The 25,971-nt window shown below is 73.4% G+C and carries 19 protein-coding genes; 8 read left to right on the top strand and 11 right to left on the bottom strand.

Translation table 11 applies throughout. The features are described 5' to 3' along the window. Positions 1-36: 36 nt before the first annotated feature. Together IH54_RS0119045 and IH54_RS0119040 are read right to left on the bottom strand one after the other, a co-directional pair. Positions 37-969: an endonuclease/exonuclease/phosphatase family protein gene (locus tag IH54_RS0119045; protein ID WP_420711785.1), complete on the bottom strand. Its 933-nt coding sequence runs from the start codon at positions 967-969 to the stop codon at positions 37-39. Between the two features lie 501 nt (positions 970-1,470). Then, the gene (locus IH54_RS0119040) at positions 1,471-2,013 is read right to left on the bottom strand and encodes a MarR family winged helix-turn-helix transcriptional regulator (RefSeq protein WP_420711782.1); all 543 of its coding nucleotides are present in this window, start codon (positions 2,011-2,013) and stop codon (positions 1,471-1,473) included. Positions 2,014-2,036: 23 nt separating this feature from the next. Here IH54_RS0119040 and IH54_RS0119035 point away from each other — a divergent pair, with 23 nt between their 5' ends. Beyond that, complete coding sequence (locus IH54_RS0119035) at positions 2,037-2,543, top strand: carboxymuconolactone decarboxylase family protein (protein WP_031518276.1); 507 nt, start codon at positions 2,037-2,039, stop codon at positions 2,541-2,543. Positions 2,544-2,589: 46 nt separating this feature from the next. Here the strand turns inward: IH54_RS0119035 and IH54_RS0119030 are convergent, their stop codons facing one another. Then, positions 2,590-2,991, bottom strand: coding sequence for a hypothetical protein (locus IH54_RS0119030; RefSeq protein WP_031518275.1), 402 nt, complete (start codon positions 2,989-2,991; stop codon positions 2,590-2,592). Then, complete coding sequence (locus IH54_RS0119025) at positions 2,988-3,236, bottom strand: hypothetical protein (RefSeq protein WP_031518274.1); 249 nt, start codon at positions 3,234-3,236, stop codon at positions 2,988-2,990. Before IH54_RS0119025 ends, IH54_RS0119030 begins: the two co-directional genes overlap by 4 nt. Before the next feature lie 77 nt (positions 3,237-3,313). On the opposite strand from IH54_RS0119025, the gene IH54_RS0119020 reads away from it, so the two are divergent. Next, positions 3,314-3,862, top strand: a complete 549-nt coding sequence (locus IH54_RS0119020) for a GNAT family N-acetyltransferase (RefSeq protein WP_031518273.1) — start codon at positions 3,314-3,316, stop codon at positions 3,860-3,862. 62 nt (positions 3,863-3,924) lie between these two features. Continuing rightward, the gene (locus tag IH54_RS46960) at positions 3,925-5,868 is read left to right on the top strand and encodes a DUF4157 domain-containing protein (protein WP_052397626.1); all 1,944 of its coding nucleotides are present in this window, start codon (positions 3,925-3,927) and stop codon (positions 5,866-5,868) included. On the opposite strand, the gene IH54_RS0119010 is transcribed toward IH54_RS46960, so the two are convergent. The 3 genes from IH54_RS0119010 to IH54_RS0119000 all read right to left on the bottom strand — a co-directional run bounded on the left by IH54_RS0119010 (position 5,865) and on the right by IH54_RS0119000 (position 7,283). Next, positions 5,865-6,071 carry a DUF397 domain-containing protein gene (locus IH54_RS0119010; protein ID WP_031518271.1) on the bottom strand — a complete coding sequence of 69 codons (207 nt, stop codon included), beginning with the start codon at positions 6,069-6,071 and terminating at the stop codon, positions 5,865-5,867. The genes IH54_RS46960 and IH54_RS0119010 overlap by 4 nt on opposite strands. Before the next feature lie 85 nt (positions 6,072-6,156). Continuing rightward, complete coding sequence (locus tag IH54_RS0119005) at positions 6,157-6,366, bottom strand: DUF397 domain-containing protein (protein ID WP_031518270.1); 210 nt, start codon at positions 6,364-6,366, stop codon at positions 6,157-6,159. A gap of 14 nt (positions 6,367-6,380) precedes the next feature. After that, positions 6,381-7,283, bottom strand: a complete 903-nt coding sequence (locus IH54_RS0119000) for a helix-turn-helix domain-containing protein (protein ID WP_234343623.1) — start codon at positions 7,281-7,283, stop codon at positions 6,381-6,383. Positions 7,284-7,483: 200 nt separating this feature from the next. Between IH54_RS0119000 and IH54_RS46205 the strand changes: the two genes are divergently transcribed. The 3 genes from IH54_RS46205 to IH54_RS39965 all read left to right on the top strand — a co-directional run bounded on the left by IH54_RS46205 (position 7,484) and on the right by IH54_RS39965 (position 13,260). Continuing rightward, the gene (locus IH54_RS46205) at positions 7,484-8,209 is read left to right on the top strand and encodes an ATP-binding protein (protein WP_199923417.1); all 726 of its coding nucleotides are present in this window, start codon (positions 7,484-7,486) and stop codon (positions 8,207-8,209) included. 62 nt (positions 8,210-8,271) lie between these two features. Next, on the top strand, positions 8,272-8,916 hold the full coding sequence (locus tag IH54_RS0118990; RefSeq protein ID WP_031518267.1) for a methyltransferase domain-containing protein: 645 nt from the start codon (positions 8,272-8,274) through the stop codon (positions 8,914-8,916). A gap of 183 nt (positions 8,917-9,099) precedes the next feature. Continuing rightward, a complete protein-coding gene (locus tag IH54_RS39965; protein ID WP_052397625.1) occupies positions 9,100-13,260 on the top strand; it encodes a carboxypeptidase regulatory-like domain-containing protein in 4,161 nt (1,386 codons plus the stop codon). A 100-nt stretch (positions 13,261-13,360) separates the two neighbouring features. Here the strand turns inward: IH54_RS39965 and IH54_RS0118980 are convergent, their stop codons facing one another. Continuing rightward, positions 13,361-14,125, bottom strand: a complete 765-nt coding sequence (locus tag IH54_RS0118980) for a hypothetical protein (RefSeq protein ID WP_031518265.1) — start codon at positions 14,123-14,125, stop codon at positions 13,361-13,363. 167 nt (positions 14,126-14,292) lie between these two features. Between IH54_RS0118980 and IH54_RS0118975 the strand changes: the two genes are divergently transcribed. Continuing rightward, a complete protein-coding gene (locus IH54_RS0118975) occupies positions 14,293-15,891 on the top strand; it encodes an MFS transporter (RefSeq protein WP_031518264.1) in 1,599 nt (532 codons plus the stop codon). Further along, a complete protein-coding gene (locus tag IH54_RS0118970) occupies positions 15,888-16,577 on the top strand; it encodes a TetR/AcrR family transcriptional regulator (protein ID WP_078862345.1) in 690 nt (229 codons plus the stop codon). The genes IH54_RS0118975 and IH54_RS0118970 overlap by 4 nt, the downstream gene beginning before the upstream one ends. Positions 16,578-16,622: 45 nt before the next feature. Here IH54_RS0118970 and IH54_RS0118965 read toward each other — a convergent pair whose 3' ends face one another. The 3 genes from IH54_RS0118965 to IH54_RS41785 form a co-directional block, all read right to left on the bottom strand. Further along, the gene (locus IH54_RS0118965; RefSeq protein WP_052397624.1) at positions 16,623-17,756 is read right to left on the bottom strand and encodes an alpha/beta fold hydrolase; all 1,134 of its coding nucleotides are present in this window, start codon (positions 17,754-17,756) and stop codon (positions 16,623-16,625) included. Beyond that, on the bottom strand, positions 17,753-20,143 hold the full coding sequence (locus IH54_RS0118960; protein ID WP_031518261.1) for a thioester reductase domain-containing protein: 2,391 nt from the start codon (positions 20,141-20,143) through the stop codon (positions 17,753-17,755). Before IH54_RS0118960 ends, IH54_RS0118965 begins: the two co-directional genes overlap by 4 nt. Further along, on the bottom strand, positions 20,136-25,971 hold a 5,836-nt coding region (locus IH54_RS41785; protein WP_159011947.1), incomplete at its 5' end, for an HAD-IIIC family phosphatase. The genes IH54_RS41785 and IH54_RS0118960, both read right to left, overlap by 8 nt.

Below are 25,971 nucleotides of genomic sequence, written 5' to 3'. Positions count from 1 at the left end.
GCAGACGGGACTTTCGAAACAGGCCCTAGCCGCTGCCTAGCCGTTGTCCGGGGGCAGTTGGAGGCGGGCGGCGACCGGGAGGTGGTCGCTGCCCGTCTTCGGCAGCGTCCAGGACGAGCGCGGCTCGGCGCCCTTGACCATGATCTGGTCGATCCGCGCCGTCGGCCAGCTCGCCGGCCAGCTGAAGCCCATGCCGTTGCCCGCCGCGCCCTGGGTGGAGCGCATCTGCGAGGTCACCGAGGCGAGGGCCCGGTCGTTCATCGTGCCGTTGAGGTCGCCGAGCAGCACCACGCTCTCCAGCGGCTCGGCGATGATGGCCTGGCCCAGCGCGTCCGCCGCGCGGTCGCGCTGCCCGGCGGTGAACCCGGCGTCGAACTTCACCCGCACGGACGGCAGATGGGCCACGTACACCGCGACCGGCCCGTCCGGCGTGCTGACGGCCGCGCGCATCGCCCGCGTCCAGCCCATCTTGATGTCCACCGGACGCACCCCGCTCAGCGGGTACTTGCTCCACAGCCCGACCGTTCCCTGCACCGAGTGGTACGGGTACGCCGCCGCGAGGTCGCTCGCGTAGCGCCTGGCCTGGCTCTCCGGCAGCTCCTCCAGCGCGACGACGTCCGCCCCGGCCGCGGCGACGTCCCGCGCGGTGCCGTCGGGGTCGGGGTTGTCGGCGTTGACGTTGTGCGTCAGCACGGTCAGGTCGCCGCCGGACTTCGACTTGTCGATGAGCAGCCCGCCGAAGAGGTTCGCCCACACGAGCGCGGGCAGCACGAGCGCGATCAGCGCGGTCGTCGACCGGCGCAGCACCGCGACCACCAGCAGCACCGGCAGCAGCAGGCCGAGCCACGGCAGGAACGTCTCTGTCAGGCTGCCGAGGTTGCCGATCCGGTTGGGGATGTCGGAGTGGAAGAACAGCACTCCGGTGAGCAGTACGCACACCACCGCGGTGACGATCCCGCGCCGCCACATCCCGGTCGGGCGCCACCACCGCACGAACCCCCGCGCCGCAGCCCGCACCCGGCTCTCCCCCGCCGCGGGCCGCACCTCCTCGTCCCCCGCGGTGGCGTCCGTGCCGCTCTGCGCCTGCGTCATTCGGAACCTCGCCTCGCCGTGCTCAGCCGTGCCGGGTGCTGTGCCGACCTTAGGCGATCGGCATGTGAACCGACGGCCCCGCCCGTCCCGCGGGTTCCGCGCCCGGGCGGCTTGTGACGAATCCCGAACGTTTCCCCCCTTTCCGCCACCGCGGGGGGCGAGCGGTCTCCGCCACCGCGGGGGGCGAGCGGTTTTCAGGGGCGCGGGGAACTGCGCGAGCAACCCTCCCCCATAGCTTCGCCTGGGGGCACCCCCATCTCGCTTCGCTCGTGGCCGGCGGTCCGGATCGAACCGATGTGCCCCTTTGGGTCGGTGGCGACCCGCGCCCCGGTGGGGGCTGGGGGTACCACCCAGGCGAAGCCCCCCGCAGGAGCAAGCTCAGGCGCCGATCCAGGCGGCGGCGTCCAGCCGGAAGGCGCCCGGCGCGGCGACGGCGCGCAAGCCGTCCTCCATCGCGCGCACCGCGTCCTCACCGAGGGTGGACGCCCAGTCCGCCCGAAGCCGCTCGAAGACCGCGGCCGAGCGGGCGAGGACGTCGTAGCCGGCCGGGCTGATACGGACGAGCCTGCGGCGCGCGTCCGCGGGGTCGTCCTCGCGCGCCGCGTAGCCGAGGGCGACGAGCTTGTCGACGGTCTTGCCGGCCGCCTGCTTGGAGATCCCGAGCGTGCGGGCGATGTCGCTCGCCCCGGCCCCGTCGGGCCCGACGGCCTGGAGGGCGAAGGCATGCGCGGGCCGGAGGTCCGGATGCCCCTGCGCGGCCAGCTCCGCGTGGACCTCGTCGATGAGCGTGCGGAAGCCCGCGAGGAGGAGCAGCGGCAGCTCGTACCCGGGCCGCGGCCGCTCTTCCGGCCTCCCCCCCGGCTTCTCTTCCGGCTTCCCCTTATGGACAACCTGGTTTACCATCATCTCATCGTCAACCATGTTGTCCATTTTAGGGGGCTCCCATGTTCGCTGCACACACCCTCGAAAGCGCCCCGCCGCAGTCGCAGCCGGCGATGCGGGCGATCAAGGAGGAGTTCGGCACGCTGCCCGACGCGGTCGGCCGGCTCGCCCACTCCCCCGAGCTGCTGAACGGATTCCTCGCGCTGAGCGCGGGCTTCGAGGGCAGCACGCTGGACGCGCTCTCCCAGGAGACCGTCGCCATGGCGGTCTCCGTCCGCAACCAGTGCCACATCTGCATCGGCATCCACACCGCGAGGCTGCGCAAGCTCCCCGCCTCCCCCGACGTCGTCGCCGCCCTCCGCGAGGCCCGCCCCCTCCCCGACCCCCGCCTCGAAGCGCTCCGCGCCTTCACGCTCGACGTCATGGCGACGGCGGGCGCGGTGGAGGACGCCACGCTGAAGTCCCTGCTGTCGCACGGCTACACCGAGCGCAACGCCCTCGAAGTCGTCCTGGGCATCGGCACATACACCCTCACCACGCTGGCGAACCGCCTGACGAAGGCGGTCTGACGCGGCCCGGTCCGGCGGCGGAGGGGCCGCCGGACCACGGGAGGGCTCACACTGCGACGAGCCGGACGCGCCCGCCGCAGAGCTTGGTCATGTCGTCGACGTCGGAGGTAAGCATGGCCACCGGTCCGGGCTGGCGGAGCGCCACCTCTGCGACGGTCGCATCGATCGCGTACTTGTGGCCGTGCAGGCCGGCCTGCTTGAGCAGCCTGGCCGAGGCCTTCGCGGCTTCCTCCGTCACCGCCGCGACCTTGACGCGGGAGAGCGTCCAGTTGAGCCGGGCCTCGTTCACGCGGGCGTGCGAGACCTCCACGATGGTGTTGGCGCCCACGACCAGATCCGCCCCCATGGAGTGGAAGGCGTGGAGCACGGCCAGCACACCCCGGTCCTGCGCGATCCACGCGGACAGGCCCTGGGAATCCAGCACCACCGTCTCGAAGCGCTCGGTCACGCGGCGCTCGCCGACCCCGCCGCTCCACCGGAGCCGAAGATCCTGGCCTGTGCCTCGGCAAGCTCATCCGCGCTGAAATCGCCCTCCTCCTCCTGGTAGCGGCGGAGGTCGGCGCCCAGCAGCTGATGCCGGAGCTGCCGGGCGACCGCCTCGGCAACGTACCCGGAGACGTTGTCGGTGAGCTTCTTCAGCTCCTCCACCTGCTCGGTCGGGAGGGTGACCGTGATCCGCGTGGTACCAGACATGAGTCGAGCATACTCCGATATGCGCACCGGGGCGGGGCGGTGCCCGGACGAAGGGGGCATGCCCTAGCGTGGGCCCCATGCTCACGTCACCGCCGCGGGTGGAACTCGCCCCGCTCACCCTTGCCGACCAGGACGAATTCTGCACGCTCGTGGCGGCCAGCGCCGAACTGTACGGGCCCTACATGCAGCTGCCGAAGACGGCGGAGGCCTTCGAGTCCTGGATGCACCGCTTCGACGACGGCACCAACCGCGGCTACCTGGTCCGCGTCCGCGAGACGGGCGTCGCCGCGGGGACGGTCAACGTCAACTCGATCATCCGCGGCCGCTACCAGGGCGCCTCCCTCGGCTACGCGGCCTTCGCCCCCTCCGCGGGCCGCGGCTACATGACCGAGGGCCTGACCCTCGTCCTGGAGCACGCCTTCACCGAACTGCGCCTGCACCGCCTGGAGGCCTGCATCCAGCCCGCGAACAAGCCCTCCCTGGCCCTGGTCCAGCGCCTCGGCTTCCGCTTCGAGGGCATATCCCCCGACTACCTCTACATCAACGGCGCCTGGCGCGACCACGAGCGCTGGTCGATCGCCGCGCCCGCGCCCTGGACGCCGGACCCGTCGCTCCCCGAGGTCTGAGCGTTCCGTCTACCCTTGACGCGTACGTGGCGTCGGACTTTCGGACGGGGAGAGGCCCTCAATTGCGCGACCACGGCAAGGCGTCCCCGACCTCCACGACGAGCGGGCGCGTCCCCGCCCGCAAGCCCGAAGCCGGCGGACGTGCCCGGGGCCCGCGCTTCCTCTCCCTGCAGCGGACGGCCGGAAACGCGGCCGTCGTGCAGATGCTCCAGCGGTCCGGGCGCGCCGGGGACACCCCCGTCCACGACGTCCTGCGCACCGGCGGGCAGCCGCTGGGCGACGCCACCCGCACCGAGATGGAGGCCCGCCTCGGCGCGGACTTCTCCGACGTCCGCGTCCACACGGACGCCGCCGCGCGGGCCTCCGCGGCCGACCTGGGCGCCCGCGCCTACACCAGCGGCAACCACATCGTCATCGGCGACGGCGGCAGCGACAAGCACACCCTCGCCCACGAGCTCACCCACGTCCTCCAGCAGCGCCAGGGGCCGGTTGCCGGCACCGACGACGGATCGGGCCTGAAGGTCAGCGACCCTTCCGACCGCTTCGAGCGCGCGGCAGAGGCCAACGCCACGCACGTCATGCGCCTCGACACGGCCGAGGCGGACCCCGTCCAGCGGGCCGCGACGCGCTCCGCGCGGGGGCGACCGGCCGCCCAGCGGGCGGTGGGGCCCGCGGCCACGCCGGGCCCGCTGGCGGTCCAGCGGGCCGGTGAGATCACCCCGCTCACCGCGGCCGCGCACGCCGGCCACCTCGGACCCGGCCAGACCCCGTCAGAAGCCGGCGGCGCGGGAACGGTCGCGCTGGTCCCGGCCGTTCTCACCGACAACCTCGACCTCCACGCGATCGCCGCCACGTACGACACCGGCTTCACCGGGAACACCGCGCCCGCGGACCGGTTCGCGCTGGTGATCGGCGTGAACTGCTGGCTCCGGAAGGGGCAGAACGCCACCGCCGTGAACGACCTGCTCACGCGCAAGATCAACGACTTCACCGGCCGCTGGGACAACGACCGCTTCCGCGTCGAGGTCATCGGCTTCACCTGGCACGACCACCGCGTCTCGTCCCCCGAGCAGATCAACCAGACCACCATCCCCTACGGGGAGATCAGGGACCGGATCATGCGCCATCCCGTGGTGAGCGACCTGGTCAACGGCCTGACGGCGGCCGGCCGGGAGCACGTCTACCTGCACTCCGGCGACTCCGACACCCAGTCCTTCGACACGGAGCAGGGCCCGCTCTTCTCCGCGGCGGCCGCGGTCCTGGACACCGGTGAGACGGACCTCTTCAGCGGCGGCTACACCTCCCCCGTGGCCGCCCGGGACACCGACGAGGGCATCCTCGTCTGGCACGCCAACCGGGTGGACCAGGCCGTCCGCGACGCCATGTCCGAGGTGCACCCGCACTCCGTCTACTACCCCGAGCCGAACACCTTCGTGAAGGTCAAGACCGACTGGGACATGGACCAGTTGGAGGAGGGCATCTCCTTCGGCACCGGCAGCGAGGAGGGCGCGCAACTCGTGAACTCGCTGCGCGCCACGCGCGACGGGGTGAACGAGTCCTTCGACTCCCGGTACGCGATCTCCACCGACATGGGCCGGATCGGCTCGAAGGTCGGCGGCCACGCCCGGGGCGAGTCCGTCGACGAGGCCACCCTCAAGAAACTCTTCACCCTGGCCCAGAGCCATGCGAGAAAGCAGGAGTGGGCCAAGCGCGTGGGCACGCTGTACAACCTGCCCCCCGCCGAGGAGGCCGCCCTCGCCGACGCCGTCTACGACCAGGTGACCAACGTCAAGGCGCTCGGCACCCTGGCCGACAAGAACCTGACGCTCACCACCGTCATCGACAAGGGCTTCAAGAAGCGAGCACTGGCGAAGCAGCCGGACCTGGCGTCGGTCAACGACGCGGCCTGGACGATGGCGTCCAAGAGCAGGGACCGCCTCCTCTTCGCCTTCACCCGCGCCTACCGCGAACTCAAGGCCCGCCCCCGCACGGCCCAGCCCGCCTAGCCGTCGAAGTCGCCGTCGCGTACGGCGTCGACGAAGTGCTGCCACTCCGCGGCGGTGAACGCGTGGGCGCCGAGCGCGGGGTTCTTGCTGTCCCGGACAGCGACGAGGCCCTGCGGGGCGGGCTGGAACTCGACGCATTGGCCGCCGTTGTCCTCGCTGTAGGAGGACTTGCGCCACTCGGTCGAGGGGAGAGCGTGCCGCATGGGTCGCACCGCCTGGGTGAAAAGGGGGCTTTGGGGCACGCAGATGCGTAGCCGTCCCGATGCTGACACGACGCCCGTGGTCGAGCTAGTGGTCAAATTGGCCGTTGCGTACGGCGTCGACGAAGTGCTGCCACTCCGCGGCGGTGAAGGCGTGGGCGCCGAGCGCGGGGTTCTTGCTGTCCCGGACGGCGACGAGGCCCTGCGGGGCGGGCTGGAATTCGACGCACTGCGGCCCGCTGTCGCTGCTGTAGGAGGACTTGCGCCATCCGGTCGCGGGGAGGTCGTGCCGCATCATCGTCGTACCCGTCTCTAGCCGCCAAGCAGGCCCTTCGCAAGCTTGGAAATCAGGGCCATGGACTGCTGAGACGATAGGGCGGCAGCGCGTAGTTGGTCAAAGGCCATTTGGTGTCGCTCGACGGGGCCGTCCTCCTCCAGGTAGAGGGCGCCGTCGAGGTAGGCGATGCTGACGACGTCCAGGTCCATCGGGTCGGGGTACGAGAAGATGCTGAAGGCGCCGTCCACCCCGGCATGCCAGCCATGGGAGAACGGGACGACCTGGATCGTCAGGTGTGGCGGATCGTTGACGTCTATCAGTCGCCGCAGTTGTTCGGCCATCGCCTCGGGGCTGCCCATCGGGCGGTGCAACACGGCCTCATCGAGGACGCAGACGAGCTTGGGCGCCTTCTCGCCCCGCAGGATCTCCTGGCGCGCCAGCCGTAGCTGCACGTAGGGCTCGACTTCCTCGTCGGTGGCCGTCTTGGGCATGGCCCGGCGGATGGACTCGTATGCGTAGGCGCGGGTCTGAAGCAGCCCGGGGATCAGCTGAGGCTGGAAGATCAGTATCCGTTCCGCGTCCGACTCGATGCTCAGCTGCTCCTGCAAGGAATCGGCCAACAGGTCCCCGTACTGCGCCCACCAGCCCTTGCGACGGCTCTCCCGGGCCATGGTGATCAGCGCGGTCCGAAGGCGCTGGTCTTCGACGTGGTACAGCTCCAGCAGGGCCTCCGCTTCGAGCTTGCTCACGCTCTGGCGGCCGTTCTCCTGGCGGGAGATCTTCGACTTGTCCCCGCCGATCCGCTCCGCGGCCTGGTCCATCGTGACGCCCGCGGCCTCGCGCAGGCGTTTGAACTCGCTGCCGACCTTGCGGCGCCGGACGGTCGGGCGCAGGTGCTTGGGCAACTTGACCCCCGTTGCAGGTGTGTTGGACGTCACTTTTTCGTACCTCATAGCTCCATGTCTCGTCAATGTCGAACTGGTGCGCCACTTCTAGGATTCCTGCAACTTTGAAGCTGAACAGGTTGCGGGAACACCTTACTTGGGTACAGCCTGTGACGTAACGGAGGGCGCACGCCCAACAGCGCAGCGTCCGAAAGGACAGACGCACGCCCGCGTCCGGGCGGCAGGGAGAGGCCATGACAGCGACAGCGCAACCGCTTCCCGGGCAGTGCCACCGGCAAGTCGTGGAGGTCAGGGCGGAGGTCGTCGCCGGGGTGCGGCATGACGTCGGGGCGTACGTGCGGCTCTGGGGGTACGGGGAGCTCGCCGAAGCGGCGGCGCTGTGCGCGTCGGAGTTGCTCTCGAACGTCGGGAAGCACACGGACTCCGTCACGTGCGTGCTGACGTTGGAGCGGCGGAGCCGGGGCGTGCGGGTCACCGTCAGCGACAGCAGCGGGAAGCTGCCCGTGGTGCAGGAGCCGGACTGGGGGGCGGAGGGCGGGCGGGGGCTGCTGGTGGTCGCGGGGGTCGCGGACGCGTGGGGGGCCGCGCCGACCGGGGAGGGGAAGGACGTGTGGGTCGAGCTGCGGGTCGAGGCGGAACGGCCGCGGGCGTGCGGGGAGCGGACCGGGCTGCCGCCCCAACTGCTGGACGCCGCGCTCTACTTCGCGCCCGGCGGGGCGGAGGACGTGGAACGCGACCTGCGCTGCACGCTGGAGGCGCACGACACGGGCGACCACCACGCCCTCGTGCTCGACCTGCCCGACCCGGCGGGCGCGCTGTGGGCCTCCTGGGCCCGCGGGGGCGCGCCCGCCGCCGTGCTCGTCCTGCCGGACTGCCCCGCCGTGTGCCCCACCGCCGGGACGCCCTGCTGCGAGTTCGCCGCCCACCCGGGCGCCCACACCTGGCAGTTGACGCCCTGACGGGACCGACCCGCGGGAAATCGGCGTGCGGCGCCGCCGCCGTGATCCCTAGAGTGCCGCGCATGGACTGGCACGCGTGGCACGAGAGGTACGACCGGCCCGGCTCCAGCTACCCCCGGCGGCTGGAGACGGTACAGGCGCGGCTCCGCGAGGAGTTGGACCGGATGCCGCCCGGCCCCCTGCGCATCGTGAGCCTGTGCGGCGGGCAGGGACACGACGTCGTCGGGGCACTTACCGGGCATCCGCGGGCGGCGGACGCGCGGGTGCGGCTCGTCGAACTGGACCCGCGCAACGTGGAGGCCGCCCGGGAGGCGGCCGCGGCCGCGGGGCTGGAGCACTTCGAGGCGATCGCGGGGGACGCCGCCGACACCGCGCACCTCGCCGGCGCCGTACCGGCCGACATCGCCCTGGTCTGCGGCCTGTTCGGCAACATCTCGGACTCCGACATCGAGCGCACCGTCGACCACTGCACCGAACTGGTCCGCGACGGCGGCGCCGTCATCTGGACCCGCCACCGCCAGGACCCCGACACCTTTCCGGCGATCTGCGGGTGGTTCGAGGAGCGCGGCTTCACCCGGCAGTGGGTGTCGGCCCCCGACGCGGGTTACGGCGTCGGCGTCCACCGCTCCACCACCGCGCCCCGCCCGCTGGCCCCCGGCGCCTCCCTCTTCACCTTCGTCGGCTACGACGTCCTGCGCGCGACCTGACCCGGTCCCGGGAGCCGCGGCGGGCGCCGCGTCCGCTTCCGGTAGTTGTCCGCCTTCTGACAACTCAGAAGCAACCATGGTCACTCCGGTACTGCCACGCTCACGGATCGGTGCGCATCACACACATCCGTGCTCGTTCCAGGACCGAAGGAAAAGACCTTGCCACGATCATCCTTCAGATCCATGCGTGGCCGCCTACGGGCGACCGCCGTCGGCGCGGCGGTCGCCCTCACCGCCCTCACCCTCGCACTCCCCGCACGGGCCGACACGGCCTCCCCCGCCGCCCCCTCGGCGCCTGCCGCGACGGCCGCCGCCGAGAAGCCCGCCGCCCACCCCACGCACCGCGCCTGCGCGGCCGTCAGGAACCCCGCGAAGGCGGCGTGCTCGGCCCTTGTACGCGATGACGTCGAGCAGACCAGGGCCCAGCTGGCCGCCGAGCCCGACGCCGCGCCCTCGGGCCTCGGGCCGGGCGACCTGCAGGCCGCCTACGCGCTCCCGTCCGCCGCGAGCGGCAGCGGGGCCGGGCGGACCGTCGCCCTCGTCGACGCCTTCGACGACCCGACCGCGGCGGCCGACCTCGCCACCTACCGCTCGCAGTACGGCCTGGCACCCTGCACCACGGCCAACGGCTGCTTCCGGAAGATCGACCAGAACGGCGGCACCGACTACCCGGCGGCGGATCCGGGGTGGAGCGGTGAGATAGCGCTCGACATCCAGATGGTCAGCGCCGTCTGCCCCAACTGCAAGATCCTGCTGGTCGAGGCCGACGACAACTCCCTCGACAACCTCGGCGCCGCGGTCAACCAGGCGGTCGCGCAGGGCGCGTTGTTCGTGTCCAACAGCTACGGCGGCAGCGAGAGCCCCGGCGACACCCAGAGCGACGCGCTCTACTACGACCACCCCGGCGTCGCCGTCACCGCGAGCACCGGCGACGACGGGTACGGGGTCAGCTACCCGGCCTCCTCCCCGTACGTGACCGCCGTCGGCGGCACCTCGCTGGTCAAGGACGCCTCCGCCCGCGGCTGGACGGAGAGCGCGTGGGCCGGGGCGGGCTCCGGCTGCTCGGCCTACGAGACCAAGCCCGCCGTGCAGACCGACACCGGATGCGCGCGCCGCAGCGTCGCGGACGTCTCCGCCGTCGCCGACCCCGACACCGGTGTGGCGGTCTACAACGCGGGAGCCTGGCACGTCTACGGCGGCACCAGCGCCTCGTCGCCGATCATCGCGTCCGTCTACGCGCTCGCCGGTGACCCGGCGGCCGGTTCCGCCCCCGTGGCCTTCCCGTACGGCAGGACCACCGCCCTCAACGACGTCGTCTCCGGCGCCAACGGCTCCTGCGGCACGTACCTGTGCCAGGCCGGCGCGGGGTACGACGGCCCGACCGGGCTGGGCACGCCCAAGGGCGTCGCGGCGTTCGCATCCGGACCGCACGCCACCGTCAGGGGCACCGTCACCGACTCCGGTACGGGCGCGCCCCTGACCGGCGCGGTCGTCACGGCCGGCACGCAGAGCGCCACCACCGCCGCAGACGGCACGTACGAGCTGTCGGTCGACCCCGGCAGCTACGACCTCACCGTCAGCAAGTTCGGCTACCGCACGCAGACCTTCCCCGGTGTCACGCTCGCCGACGGCCAGGTCCTGACCGAGGATGCCGCCCTCGCGGCCCGGCCCATGGTGAAGGTCTCCGGCACGGTCAAGGACGGCTCCGGCCACGGCTGGCCGCTGTACGCCACGGTCCAGGTCGAGGGCGAGGCGAGCAGCGCGGTGCACACCGATCCGGCCACCGGGTCCTACGCGCTGAGCGTCCCGGAGGACGGCACGTACGCCCTCCGGACCACGTCCGCCTACCCCGGCTACTCCTCCCCCACCGCCGAGGTCACCGTCGCGGACACGGGCGCCACGCGGAACTTCGCCGTCCCGGTCGACGGCGCCACCTGCTCGGCGGCGGGGTACGCCTACGCGTACGACGGCACGACGCAGGACTTCGCCACCGGATCCGGGACCACCCCGCCGGCCGGCTGGACGATCACCGACGCCGCCGGGTCGGGCCAGACCTGGAGCTTCGACGACCCGGCAGGCCGCGGCAACCACACCGGCGGCTCCGGCACGTACGCCCTGATCGACAGCGCCTGGTACGGCCGCGGCAACGCCCAGGACAGCTCCCTGGTGAGTCCGGCGTACGACTTCAGCGGAGTGAGCCACCCCTACCTGTCCTTCGGCAGCTCCTACTGGGCCTACGGCACCAGCGTCGCCGACACCGACCTCAGCGTGGACGGCGGGGCGACCTGGCAGACCCTGCTCAGCTTCACGATCGCCAACCGGATCGGGCCCAGCAAGGAGGGCGTGGCCCTCCCGGCGGCAGCGGGCAAGAGCGACGTGCGGGTCCGCTTCCACTTCACGGCGTCCGGCGGCCACTACTGGCAGGTCGACGACGTGTTCGTCGGCGACCGCCCCTGCGCGCCGACGACGGGCGGCCTCGTCCTCGGCCAGGTCGTCGACAAGAACACCGGCACCGGTGTCGCCGGCGCCTCCGTGGTCTCCGCCGACAAGCCGGCCGAGGGCGCGACCTCCGTCGCCACGCCAGGCGACGCGGCGCTGGGTGACGGCTTCTTCTGGTTCGTCTCGACGCTCACGGGCTCGCACCCGCTCAAAGCCGCGGCGCCCCTCTACACCGCCGGGACCGCGTCCGTGCAGATCGCCGCCGACGCGGCCACGGACGTGAACCTCGAGATGGCCGCAGGGCGGCTGTCCGTCACTCCTGCGGCCACGGCCGAGTCCGTGGCCTGGAAGGGCAGCAAGTCGGCGGTCGTCACGGTGAAGAACACCGGCAGCGCCGACGCGAGCATGCGGCTGGTCGAGCGCGACCAGGGCTTCACCCTCCAGGCCCGCGAACAGGGCGCCGCCCTCCAGTCGGTCCCGGGGAACTACAGCCCCACGTTCGCCGACCCGGCCGCGGGCGCGCAGGCGGCGGCCCCGGCGGTCAGCCCCGCCGCCGCACCGTGGACGTCGATCGCCGACCTGCCGGCCGCACGGTCGGACAACGCCGCCGTCACCGGTGACGACGGCAAGGTCTACTCGATCGACGGCGCCTCTCCGTCAGCGATCGTCTCGTCGGTCCAGGTCTACGACCCGGACACGCTCACCTGGTCGGCCGTCGCGGACTCCGGCACTCCCCGCGAGGCGCCGCAGGCCGCGTTCGTCGACGGGAAGCTCTACGTCACCGGTGGCTGGAACGCCGCCAGTGCCACGGTGGGCTCGCTCCAGATCTACGACCCGGTGAGCGGCGCCTGGACCACCGGGGCCCCCAACCCCAAGCCGTACGCGGGCGCCGCCTCGGCGGTCGTGGACGGCAAGTGGTACATCATCGGCGGCTGCACGGCGACCTGCGGTGTGAACACGGTGCAGGTCTACGACACCGACACCAACACCTGGAGTTCGGCGGCCAACTACCCGCTGGGCATCTCCTGGCTCGGCTGCGGTGCGATCGACGGGGCGGTCTACTGCGCCGGCGGCAGCACCGGGGGCGCCTCCACCACCAAGGCCTACAGCTTCGACCCCGCGGCCAACACCTGGTCGGCGCTGCCGGACATGCCCTTCGACCTGTGGGGGACGGGCGCGACGGCCGCCGACGGCAAGCTGCTGCTGTCCGGCGGCGTCACCGCCAACAACAGCACCCTCACCAACAAGGGCACCGCGTACGACCCGTCCGCCGGCACCTGGACGGACCTGCCGAACTCCAACAACGCCGTCTACCGCGGGGGCAGCACCTGCGGCTTCTACAAGGTCGGCGGCTCCACGGGGTCGTTCAGCCCGGTCAGGAGCGCGGAACTGCTTCCCGGGTACGGCCAGTGCGGCAGCTCCGCCGACGTGACGTGGCTGTCGGCGGACACCACCTCGCTCACCCTCGCGCCCGGTCAGTCCGCCGACATCACGCTCACCCTGGACGCGTCCGGCGCGGAGATCGCCCAGCCCGGCACCTTCGCCGCGGCGCTCAAGGTGGTCCACAACACCCCTTACACGATCGTGCCCCTCACGGTGGCCATGACGGTCGAGCCGCCGTCCACCTGGGGCAAGATCACCGGTACGGTCACGGGCACGGCCTGCGGCGCGGACGAGGCCGGAATCAAGGGTGCGATCGTCCAACTCGACGGCGGGGTACAGAGTTTCACGCTCAGGACCGCCGCGGACGGCAGGTACGGGGTGTGGATCGACACCCGCGACAACCCGCTGAGCATGATCGTGGCCAAGGACGGCTGGATCCCCCAGTCGGCCAAGGCCAAGGTCGTCAAGGGACGGACCACGACGAAGGACTTCACCCTGAAGCCCCTCGATCCCTGCTCCTGACCCCGGACACCCTCCAGGGCACGGCGGGCCCGCCTCCCGGATGCCGGGGGCGGGCCCGTCCCGCTGCGTGACCGGCCGGCTGTAAGCGCCGGCCGCGCCGTCACGCGTCCTGGACCGACAGGGAGCCGGAGGTCACCGTGAGGCCCACCCGCTGGGCGGCGGTGGGGTCCTGGGGGACGCCGACCTGGACGTCGGCGGAGGTCTTGGACGTCGTGACGGCGTAGCCGCCGTCGGTGCGCGGCAGGCGTACGGCGACGGACGCGGAGGTCGCGTGCACGTCGAGTCCGGCGGGGGCGGCGGAGAAGCCGAGGTCGGCGCTGCCCGACACGACGGTGACGGCCGCGTGCGCGGGGCGCAGGTCGCGGGTGGTGAGGCGGATCGAGGAGGCGTCGAGGGAGAGGTCGCCGCCGAGGCCGTCGAGTACGGCCTCGCCCGAGGTCTGCCGGATCCGCAGGCCGGTGTGCGCGGGCAGCACCAGCGTCAGGGCGCCCGCGCAGGGCTGCGGGCGGCCCCCGCCGTCCGGGCAGTCGAGGGCCAGGACACCGCCGTCCGACGTGCTGCCGCGCAGGGCGGCCGGACGGCCGTCGGGGCGGTGGAAGCTGCCGGTCACGTCCCGGGCGTCGTCGTCGGCGGTCACCCGCACGGTGCCCGACACCCCGTCGAGGACGACGGTACGGACGCCGGCCGCACGGAAACCGGGAAGGGGGCGCACGCTGCCGTGACCGCCGCCCAGCGCGAGGGCGAGCACGACGCCGAGCACGACCGCCGACGCCCCGGCGATCAGGGCGGCGCGGCGGGTCGGCCTCCACCGTGGGGGGACGCGCGGCGGATAGGCCGGTCGCGGCGGCACATGGGCTGTGTCCATGCCGACCGCCTTCCCCCGCCCTTCCGTCGCACGCGCAACCGTTCCGCACTGCCGCGTGCGCGCAGAGTACCCGGGCCGCGCGGCAAACGCCCCTGACGGCCTACGCTTTGCCGGGAATTTGCGATACGGGACGGGCCCGTATCGTAAAGCCGACCTACCCTGGCGGCATGTCCGTCAATGCAACTCCCGCCGTTTCCGAGGCAGTTCACCGCCGCCGCTGGGCGATCCTCGCCGTACTGCTGTTCAGCCTGCTCGTCGTCGTGCTGGACAACTCGATACTCAACGTGGCGATGAAGACCATCGCCCAGCCCAAACCCACCGGCCTCGGCGCCAAGCAGAGCCAGCTCGAATGGGCCATCAACTCCTACACGCTGGTCTTCGCCGGGCTGCTGTTCACCGCGGGGCTGCTGGGCGACCGCATCGGGCGCAAGAAGGTGCTGCTCTTCGGCATGTTCGTCTTCGGGGCCGGGTCCGCGCTGTCCGCGACCGCCGGGTCCGCGGGTGAACTGATCGCCTACCGCGGGGTGATGGGCTTCGGCGGCGCCTTCATCATGCCCGCGACCCTCGCGATCATCATGAACGTCTTCGAGCGCGAGGAGCAGCCCAAGGCCATCGGCATATGGGCCGGTGTCGTGGGCCTGGCCATCGCGATCGGGCCGATAACCGGCGGGCTGCTGCTCCAGCACTTCTGGTGGGGCTCGGTCTTCCTGGTCAACGTGCCGATCGTGATCGCGGGCCTGATCGCGATGTTCCTTCTCGTCCCGGACTCCAGGGACCCGCGGCCCGGCCGGGTGGACCCGGTCGGCGTCATCCTCTCCATGGCCGGTCTCGTCCTGCTGATCTACGGCATCATCAAGGGCGGCCAGCTCGGCGACTTCACCGTCCCCGAGGTGTGGCTCACCTCGCTCGGCGGCCTCGTCGTCCTCGCCGGCTTCGTCCTCTACGAGCGCCGCGTCGAGCACCCGGCCCTGGACATCTCGTACTTCGCCAAGCGGCAGTTCTCCGCGTCCGTCACCGCCATCGGGCTGATCTTCTTCGCCCTCATGGGCGTGACCTTCTTCGTTGTCTTCTACACCCAGTCCGTCCGCGGCTACAGCGCCCTGCAGACCGGCCTGCTGCTGCTCCCGCTCGCCGCGGCGCAGATGATCTTCGCGCCGCGCGCCCGGTTGCTGGTCGAGAAGTTCGGCGCCCGCGCGGTGTGCGCGGTCGGCATGGCCCTCACCGGGCTCGCCTTCATCGGCTTCCTGCTGCTGGACGCGGACACCCCGATCTGGGTGCTCGAAGTGCTCTTCTTCGTGATGGGTACGGCCATGGCGCACGTCATGCCGCCCGCCACCGTCATGATCATGTCCTCGCTGCCGCGTGAGAAGGCGGGTTCCGGCTCAGCCGTCAACAACGTCTTCCGGCAGGTCGGCGGCGCGCTCGGGGTCGCCGTCCTCGGCTCGCTCATGTCGACGGTCTACCGGCGCGGCATCGACAGCCACCTCGGCAACCTGCCGCCCGCGCAGCGGCACTCCGCCGGCGAATCCGTCGAGGCGACACTCGGCGCCGCCGACCACATGGGCGCGAAGGGGGCCGGGCTCGTCCAGCCCGCCCACGACGCCTTCATCCACGCCATGCACATCACCGCCGTCGCCTCCGGCCTCGTCGCCCTCTTCGGCGCGCTCGTTGTCCTGGTGTTCCTGCCCCCGAAGCCGCCCGCCGCGCCCGCGGCGGCCGGCGGCGGCGGCACGGAGGAGCTGGCGACGGCCGGCGCCGAACGGTGAGCGGCCCAGCCGCGGGCCCCGGCCCCCGCACCGCCGACGCCCCGCACCCGCACCCGCACCCGCACCCGCAGGACGCGGCGGCCGCACCGCGCGGCCGGCCGCGGGACGCGGCGGTCGGCCGGAAGGTCGTCGAGACCGTGCTGCGGCTCATCGGCGACGGGGCCACCTTCGCCGACCTCTCGATCGAGGGCATCGCCCGCGAGGCGGGCGTCGGCAAGGCGACCGTCTACCGGCGGTGGTCCGGCAAGGACGCGCTGCTGCTCGACGTCCTCGCCCAGATCGACGTCCCCGCGGACCGCGACCTCCCCGGCCCGCTGGGCTTCCGCGGGGCGAGCTTCCGCGACGACCTGTACGTGGCGGTCGAGTCGATGCGCCGCCGCGGACTCGCCAAGCGCGACTCGGCGATGCTGCGGAACATGCTCGGGCAGATGCAGAACAACCCCGTGCTGTGGCGGAAGTACCACGACACGGTCATCGCCAGGCGCCGGGCGGCGCTGCGCCGCGTGCTGGAGCACGGTATCGCCATCGGGTCGGTCAGGCCGGAGCTGGGCGACGACCTGGAGCTGCTCGTCGACTTCGTCGCCGGGACGATGATGACCCGCGGCGCCTTCCGCGAGGGCGCGGCCCTCGACGCGGGCCTGTCCGACCGGGTGGTGGACCTGATCCTGCACGGCATCGCCCCGTGAGCCCCTGCGGGGGCGCCGCCCGGCAGGCCGGGCGGCGCCCCCGGTTCACCGCACCGCGGCGCCGGGACGGGTTGCCGGGGTGCGGTCGGCGGGCGGCCGGTGCTCGTCGAGGAAGTCCACGATGTGCCCGAACACGTCGAGGGCGGCGCTGCGGCCGATGAACGTGTCGAGGTGGCCGTAGCCGGGGACCTCCACGTAGCGGACGTCCAGCTGTGGGTGCCGGGTGGTGAGGATCTCGTGGCACACCTTGTTGGAGTCGTACCAGAAGCGGTTGTCGTCGCCGGAGATCAGCATCAGCGGGGCCTCGATGCGGTCGGCGTCGTCCAGCGCGTTCTTCGGCAGCACCGCGTAGCGGTCGTCGCTGTCGTTGTAGCGCATCATGGTGTGCGCCAGCTCCACGCTGCGCAGGTGCGGCAGGACCCACATCGGTACGGTGCCGTAGAGATCGGCGAGCCGGTCGTGGGTGCGCGGGTCGAGGTTGTCGTGCACGAACAGGGAGCCGCCCACGCCCCACGAGTCGTTGTGCAGGATCTGGCAGTTGGGGTCCTTGCAGTCGGCGCCCAGCGAGACCTCGGCGAACAGCAGGGCGTACTTCGAGCGCAGCCCCACCTTCCTGATGTCGGTCGGGATGTGGGCGAAGCGCGAGCGCAGCAGCTCACCGCCGAAGTGCAGGCGCGCCCGGGTCTTCCAGGACATCTTGGGGGTGAGGAAGACCCCCTGGGCGACCACTCCGGCCAGGCCCGGCACCAGCCCCGCCGCCATGCTCAGCGACAGGCACAGCGCGCCGATGCAGTGCGCGACGACCAGCAGCGGGCGGCCGTCGGTGTGCTGCCGGACCAGGGAGACTGCCTCGGGGATGTCGTAGAGCGCGACGTCGTCGAAGGTGTAGCGGGTGCGGCCCTCGTTGTAGGGGAGCCGGCAACTGCCGCGCCAGTCCAGCAGCCAGGGCTCGTACCCGGCATCCAGCAGCACTTCGACGAGGTTGCGGGTCTCCGGCAGCACGAACATGTCCGCCGAGGCGGTCAGGCCGTGCAGGACGAGCACCGCCGGGCGTTCGGCGGTGTCGCCCGCCGTGTCGGCGACGACCCGGGTCAGTCCCAGCCGGGTGCCGTCGGAGGCGGTGAAGGGGATGTCCTCGACCCGGGCGGACAGGGCGTGCTGCAGGGGCCTGGGCGTCATCGGATCTGCTCCTTCTCGATCATCAGCTTGCGCAGTTTGCGCCGCAGCTTGTCGCGGTCCCGGTCGATGGCGTCCCGCCGCAGGTCCAGCAGTTCGGCGGCGGCGCGCATCGACGGCTCCGCCAGCCCCATGCCGACCTGGAGGAAGAACCACGACAGCCAGGTGAACTTGGCCAGCCGCTGCTCCTGGGAGGACAGCCGCGGATCGACGCGGATGCCGTCGATCTGGTCGGGCACGTAGCTCTTGCCGGGCACCTGCACGACGCCGGAGAAGCTCGCGGGCTCGCCCTCGCGCCCGACGGTGATCTCCACCGTGCGGGTCTGCTTCCAGAAGTCGTGCCGGGCGCGGGCGGTCTTCCAGCCCTCCAGCCACCAGCGGCCGCCGTCCTCGTCCTGGAGCGACAGCTGGTAGCGCAGCAGCGGGTGGTCGTTGCCGTGCCGGTGCGGGATGCCCTCGTCGGGGCGGACCAGGATCTCGCCCTCCAGCACGGTCAGCGGCCGGGGGTGCAGCCGCGCGCATTCGACCTCGCCGCGCACGTCGATCGTGCGGTGCCGCACCACCTGGTACATGCTCGCGACGGACAGCGTGAACGCGGTCCGGCACTCGGTGTCGGGCTCCTGCCCGACCGGCCCGACGCGCCCCCGGGTCCGCTCCCGGAAGGACAGGTACGGCGGGTCCTCGCGGCTGGGCAGCCGGGCCACCCCGTCCGCGGCCATCCGCTCGAAGGCCTTCAACTGCGCCTCGGAGCCGTAGCGTTCGGGCAGCGGCAGCCGGTGCCGGGCGAGGAACTCCTCGGTGCGGTCCATACCGGCCGCGGGGCCGAACATCAGGGCCTCGAAGAGCTTGACGGCGGTGGGACTGCTCAGGATCCGTACGAGGAAGTCCAGTTCGGGGACGGGGTCCTTCTCGTGCCGGCGCATCAGGTCCTCGCGCCACTCCCGCCACCCGGTCGGGCGGACGTTCATCCCGGCCAGCTTCATGTCCTTGACGAGTTCCGGCAGGGTCTCGGCGCGGCCGGTCAGGTTGTAGTTGCGGCCCCACGCCTGCGGGTCGAAGACGATCGCGGCGGCGACCTTGCTGATCCAGTCCACCGGGGCCAGGTTCATGAAGCGGAACGCCGGGACGGTGCGGAACCGCGAGATGGCGCCGATCAGCCCGGTGCTCAGGTCGCGCGGGTTGTACACCCCTGTACGGGTGTGGCCGCCGATCGCGCCCGGACGCATGAACGTGGCGGTCAGCCCGTGCTCCCTGGCCCGCCGCAGCACCGCCTCGGCGGCCCACTTGGACTTGTCGTAGCCCGCGAACAGCCGGTCCACGTGCGCCACCGGGTCGTCCTCGCCCATGGTGGCGATGCCGACCTCGTTGAAGACGGCCACCGACGAGATGTGGTGCAGCGGCTTGGGCCGTACCGCCATCGCCAGCTCGGCCAGGTTCAGCGGGCCGACGACGTTGGTCTGCCGCAGGGAGGGGTAGCCGCGCAGGAAGTCCACGGCGGCGGCCACGTTGACGATCGAGTCGACCTCGTGGGCCAGCCGGTCCCAGCGCTCCTGGGTCAGCCCGAGCCGGGGTTGGCGCAAGTCCGCGGCGAACGCCCGGACGCGGCGCCGCACTTCGGCGGACCACGGCTGTCCGAAGCTCACCAGCGCCTCGCCCAGCCGCCGTTCGGCAGCCTCGTCGTCGGCGGCGCGCACCAGGCACACCACCTCGGCGTCGCCCTGCCGCAGCAGGTCCAGCAGCAGGTGGCTGCCGAGGAAGCCGGTGGCACCGGTGAGCAGGATCAGCCGCGGCGCGATCCGCTCGGCCTGGCGGCTGAACGGCAGCCGGTCGGCGAGGGCGAGATCGGCGAGGATCATCTCCAGGTCCTCGCTGCCCGCTCCCGCGGCGAGCGGGGCGTCCGGGTCCGCGGGCAGGGCCGCCGTCCGCACCGCGGGCAGGGCGCCCGCGACGCCGCCCGCACCGTCCGTCTCCGGGGCCCCGTCCGTCTCCGGGGTGTCCGGGGCGTGCCTGCGGGCCAGGCGCGCGGGCCGGGCGTCGGCGAAGACGTCGTCCAGGCTCATCCTGACGTCCAGCTCGCGCGCCATCAGGGAGACGAGTTCGACCGCGTCCACCGACGACAGACCGGCGTCGAACAGGTCCGTGTCGACGTCGGCGGTGTCGCCCGGCAGGAAGCGGGCGGCCAGGCCCGCGATGGAGGCCGCGAGCTGGTCGGCGCCGCGCGGCCGGGCACCGCCGGGGGCCTGCCGCGGTGCGGGCGGCGCCGCGGCCTTGCGGAAGCGGGCCAGCAGATCGGCCGCCTGCGTGCGGCGCGTGCCGCCCCGCTCCAGCGCCTCGGCCTCCTGCCGGGTGCCGTCGCTCTCACGGCTCGCGCCGCCGTCCGCCTCATGCATTGCCGACCTCCGCTGCTGTGTCCGATCCGAGGCCCCAGGAACGGAACTCCCGGAGTTGCGCCGGTGCCATCTCCGTCTCCAGCCGCTGCGCCTCGACCTCCCCGCCGCCCAGGCGGGAGACCAGGCGCCGGGCCGGGATGTTGCGCGGTGTGTGTTCGGCGACGAGGCGCACCGCCGTGCAGCCCAGCGCGTCGGCCCGGTCCGCCAGCCAGGCCAGCAGCCGGTCCTCCACCCCCCGGCCCAGCACGCGGCAGCTCATCATCCAGGCGGTCACCTCCAGCGCCTCCCCGTCCTTCCGGAGGGCGAGGACGCCGATCTGCCCGTAGGCGCCGAACCGGTCCCGCGCGGTCGCCGTCCACACCTCGCCGTCCCGCCGGAGCCGTTCCAGCCCGGCGTCGTCCAGCGGCTGCGGCCGGAGGTTGAACTGGTTGGTGCGGCGGCTGAGCTGGACGGTGCGCTCGGCCGTCGCGGCGGACACCGGCTCGATGTCCAGCTCCAGCCGCAGGTTCTCCAGGAACTCGGCGAAGCCCAGCTCCGCCCGGGCGGCGTCGCGTACCCGCTCCTGCTGGTAGAAGTCGGCGCGGGCGGCGTCCTCGGTGGTCGCCGCGCGGGGCACCATCGGCCACAGCCGGGTGACGAATTCGGCGAGCCGGTCGGCGGGCGGGCAGGTGAGGCAGAGCACCCCGGGGAGCTGGGCGCGCACGGCGGCGATCTCCACCGGGTTGTCGTCCAGGAAGAGGAAGCTGTCCACGCCGAGGTTGAGCTGGTCGGCGATCCGCGTGATCCGGGTCCACTTGGGCTCCCAGGCGGCGGACACCGCCGCGAAGTGCTCGCGGTGCAGCAGGCTGTCGGGCCGGTCGAGGACGGCGTGCACGGTCTCCTCGTCGTTGTTCGAGACGAGCGCGAGCAGCACTCCGGCGGCACGCCACTGGAGCAGCCGCCGCGCGAGCAGTTCCCGGGGGCCGGTCAGGTCGACGTTCTCCGGACCGGCCTCCCCCGCGACACCGCTCCACAGCGTCTCGTCGCCGTCGACCACGATGACCTTCGGCGCCCTGCGGCGCGCCTGCGCCAGAACGTCGGCCAGGCGCAGCGCGACGACCGCCTGGAACTCCTCCTGGAAGGGCAGATGGGCCAGCTGGTCGGTGTGCTCGTCGAAGATCTCGTCGAAGCCGCCGTCGGGGTACTCGTCGGCCCAGCACACGGACGGCAGCACGGCCACACCGGGCTGCTCGGCGAGTTGGCGCGCCACCTGCTCCTCCCAGCCGCGCAGCCGCTCGTCGGGCGCGTGCTCGGGCAGGAAGGCCACCACGACCGGGGTGCGGGTGCGCTCGGCCAGGGCGCGCAGCGCGGCCGGGTACTCCGTGGCCAGCTGGGCGGGCAGGTCGTCGTCGCCCGGGGCGAACCGGACGAGGTCGCCGGGGCGGAGCAGGACCAGCGCGGCGGCGGTGCCGGGCGCCGCGAGGACGCTGCCCGGGTCGTGCAGGCTCGCGAGGACCTGGTGGTAGGGGGCCTCGGCGACCTCGAAGGCGCCGCCGACCGCGTCCTCCAGTGCGACCCCGACCAGGGCGGGGAGGTTGCCGAGCGCGAAGGTGGCCGCGACCGCGACCCGGCCGGGGGGCTCGGCGGGGCCGTCCTCCCGGCGGGCCGCGGGGGCGGCCTCCGGCGCGGTGCCCTGCGCGGCTGCGGGCGCGGACGCGGGGAGGACCGCGTCGGCGGCGAGTTCCGCTGCCGGGTCGCCGGCGATCTCGGCGGCGACGGCGAGGAGCCCCTCGGCGAGGGCCGCGCACGCCGCCTCGTCGAGGATGTCGGTGTTGTACTCCAGCACCACCGTGTCCAGGCCGGGCATCACCGTGATCATCAGGTCCAGGTCGGAGTAGCCGGTGCCGGCCGGCAGGACGGACAGCTTCCCTGCCGCCCCGGCCTGCGGCGGCATGTAGTTGAAGTACACCTCGACCAGGGGCGCGTTCCTGCGGTAGAGCCCCTCCTCGACCAGGGCCGGCATGGCGTCGAAGAAGCTGATGCCCCGCTCCAGCAGGCGGCTCAGCCCGTGGTCGGTGCGCCGCAGCACGTCGGCGCCGGTGTCGCCCGCCGCGAGCCGGGCGGAGAACGGGATCGGCAGGCCGAAGTAGCCGATCGCGTCCAGCGCGCCCACGTGCATGCGCGTGTCCACCGGTACGGCCAGCACGAAGCGGTCACGGCCGCGCAGCCGGGCCAGGTGCACGGTGAGCGCGCCGAGCCAGAACGCGGCGGGCGTCACGCTCAGGCGGGTGGCCGCGTCCGCGACCCGCCGGGACAACTCGGGCGGCAGCCGCGTCAGATGCGTCGCGGAGCGGAAGGTCCGCTCCGCGGGGCGGGGCCGGGCCAGCTCCAGGTCGAGCCGCTGGGCCCCGGCGAAGTCCGCCCGCGCGTCGGCCGCGGACGGCGGCGCGGCGGCCGGGGAGCCGTCGCCGGACGGCTGGGAGCGCAGCAGCAGCTCGACGTCCCGGTTGGTGACGGACGCGGGCGGTGCCTGACCGGCGAGTTCGGCGTCCAGCTCGTGCGCGACGAGCATCAGCGACGCCAGGTCGGAGACCGCGTGGTGCGCCCCGAACACCAGCACCTGGTCGCCCGCCGGGCCGGTGACCAGCTCGAACCGCCACAGCGGCGGGCGGGTGATGTCGAACAGCGGCTCCATCAGCGCGCGCAGCCGCTCGGCCGGATCGACGGCGTCCGCCGCCTCCGACCACCGCAGCAGGTCGTCGGCCGCCTCCCGGTGCACCTCCAGCCGCTGCCCGCCGTCGTCGTCCGGGACGACGGCGGTGCGCAGCGCCGCGTGCCGCCCGGCCAGCCGGGCGAGCGCCCCGGCCAGCCGGTCGCGCGTGGTCGGCTCGGCGAGGCGTACGGCCAGTCCGACGTGGTGGGTCGCGCCGGGGGTGTCGCTCCGCTCGGTCCGCAGCAGCCGCACGACGTCGCGCGTGGCGGGGTAGCGCTCGATCTCCCCGACGGGCGTGGCGGCCGGTTCCGCACCGGGTGCGGGGGCCGAGCCGCCGTCGCCGGTGGCCGCGGCGGCGAGCACGGCGTCGGCGACGGTCTCGACGGTGGCCGCGTTGAACATCGTCGCGATCGGCAGGGTCTGGCCGAAGTCGGTCTCGACGAGGCTGCGCACCTGCATCGCCATCACCGAGTCCAGGCCCTGCCCCACCAGCGGTGCGGAGACGTCGAGTTCGCCGGCCGCGAAGCCCATCGTGCCGGCGAACCGGTGGCGCAGCCGGGCGACGACCTCGTCGCGGGAGGCCGGCACCACCGGTCCCCCGGCGCGTACGGCCGGGCCGCGGGCGGCGCGCCTGCGCGGCGGGTACAGCCCGGTCAGCAGCGGGGGCAGCAGGCCGGGTTCGGTGGCGCGCAGCACGGGCTGGTTGAGGGCCGCGGCCACGAGCACCGCCTCGTCGGCTCCCGCCGCCGCGGGGTCTGCGGCGAGTGCCGCGTCCAGCAGGGCGAGTCCCTGCTCGGTGCCGAGCGCGGCGATCCCGCCGCGGTTGATCCGTTCGATGTCCGCCTCGGCGAGGTGCCCGGTCATCCCGGTCGCCTCGGACCACAGGCCCCAGGCCAGCGACAGCGCGGCGGCGCCGGTACGCCGCCGGTCCTGCGCCAACGCGTCGAGGAACGCGTTGGCGGCCGCGTAGCCGGCCTGCCCGGCCGCACCGAGGACACCGGCGGCCGAGGAGAAGACGACGAACGCGGTCAGCGGCGCACCGGCCGTCAGCTCGTGCAGGTTCCAGGCGGCGTCCACCTTGGGCCGCAGCACGGCGTCCAGGGCGTCGGCGTCGATGGAGTCGACGATGCCGTCGCGCAGCACTCCCGCGGAGTGGATGACGGCGGTCAGCGGACGGTCCTCCGGTATCGCCCGCAGCGCCAGCTCCAGCGCGTCGCGGTCGGCCGCGTCGCAGGCCAGCACCGTCACCTCCGCACCGGCCGCGGCGAGTTCCGCCCGCAGGGCGGGCACCCCCTCGGCGTCGGGTCCGCGCCGGGACAGCAGCAGCAGGTGGCGTACGCCGAGCCGGGCGGCGTGCCGGGCCGCCTGGGCGCCGATCCCGCCCGTTCCCCCGGTGATCAGCACGGTCCCGGTGCCGAGGGCGTCGAGCGCCGTGCGGGACGGCTGCGGGGAGCGGCGGCGCAGCCGCGGGACGTGGACGCGGCCCGCCCGGAGCGCCTGTTCGGGGGCGCCGGAGCGCGCGGCGGCCAGCAGCACGTCGTCGGCGGTGCCGGTGCCCTGCGCGCCCTCGGTGTCGATCAGGACGATCCGGCCCGGGTTCTCGGCGCGGGCCGCCCGCACCAGGCCCCACACGGCGGCGTGGGCGAGATCCACCGGCGCGCCGGACCGCTCCGCCCCGGTCAGTACGGCCCGGCTGGTCACGACGGCCAGCCGGGCACCGGCGGGCAGCGGCCGCGCCAGCCACTCCCGCAGCCCGTGCAGCGTCTCGTGGAGGACGCGGCGGACGCGCTCCGGCGGGCTGCCCGCGTCCGCCGCGGGTGCCGGGACCCGCAGCAGCGTCGGTTCGGGCGCCTCCTGGGCGTCCCCGGCGACGGCGGGCGGCAGGTCGGCCGCGGTCCACTCCAGGGAGAGCAGCGCCCGTTCACCGCTCTCGGGAACGGCGAGGTCCGCGGCCGTCACGGAACGGACCAGCAGGTCGTCGATGCGTACGACCGGCGCCCCGGAAGCGTCCGCGGCCTCCACGGTGTAGGTGTCGGGCCCGGTCGCGGTGACGCGGACCCGGATGCCGCCCGCGCCGCGGCCGTGCAGCGTGACGGCGCCGAAGGAGAAGGGCAGCGGGGTGCGGCCGTCCGCGCGGCCGGTGTCGTCGGCGGCGTCCGCGGCGGCGGCTTGGAGCGCGGCGTCGAGCAGCGCGGGGTGCAGGCCGAACGCGGTCGCGTCCTCGGCCTGCCGCCCGGGCAGAACGGCCTGGGCGAGCACGCTGCCGTCCGAGCGCCACAGGTCGGACAGCCCCTGGAAGGCGGGGCCGTACTCCAACCCGGCGGCGGCCAGGGCCTCGTAGTGCGCGTCCACGTCGAGCGGACGCGCCCCGGCGGGCGGCCACGCGGCGCCGAGCAGCTTCCCCGCGTCCTCGGACAGCGGGGTGGACTGCTCGACGAGGAGGCCGCGGGCGTGCTGCGTCCACTCCCCCGTGCCGTACCGCCGGGAGTGGATCTCCACCGGCCGTCCCGTGCCGTCGGCGGCGCCCACCTGCACCTGGAGGTCGACGTCCCCGCGTTCGGGCAGGGACAGCGGCGCGAGCAGCGTCAGGTCGCGTACGCCGGGGCAGCCCGCCAGCTCACCGGCGTGCAGGGCGATTTCGACGAAGGCGGTGCCGGGGAGGATGACGGTGCCGTGGACGGCGTGGTCGGCCAGCCACGGGTGGGTGGCCCGGGAGAGACGGCCGGTCAGGACGACCTCGCCCGTGCCCGCGAGGTCCACCGCGGCGCTGAGCAGCGGATGGCGCACGGGGTCGAGCCCGTTGGAGCGCACGTCGGTGCCCGTGACGGGCGCCTGCCAGTAGCGCCGGTGCTGGAATGGGTACGTGGGCAGGTCGGCGAGCCGCCCGCCGGTCAGCCACGAGGACCAGTCGACGTCGATCCCGGCGGTGAACAACTCCGCCGCGTTGCGGAGCAGTTGGTTGCGTCCTCCTTCGTCGCGCCGCAGCGTGCCCACCGCGGTGAGATCGGTGACCCCGGCTCCGGTGGCGCCTTGCGCGACCGCGCCGAGGAGGACGGGGTGCGGGCTGACCTCGACGAAGACCCGGTGCCCGTCCGCCAGCAAGGTGGAGAGGGCCTGGTCGAACCGGACCGGCTGC

It is taken from the genome of Streptomyces sp. NRRL F-5123 (genome assembly GCF_000721495.1).
GTDB lineage: Bacteria > Actinomycetota > Actinomycetes > Streptomycetales > Streptomycetaceae > Actinacidiphila.
The sequence above is the reverse complement of the archived record's forward strand: the minus strand, read 5'-3'. Positions and strand labels throughout refer to the sequence as shown.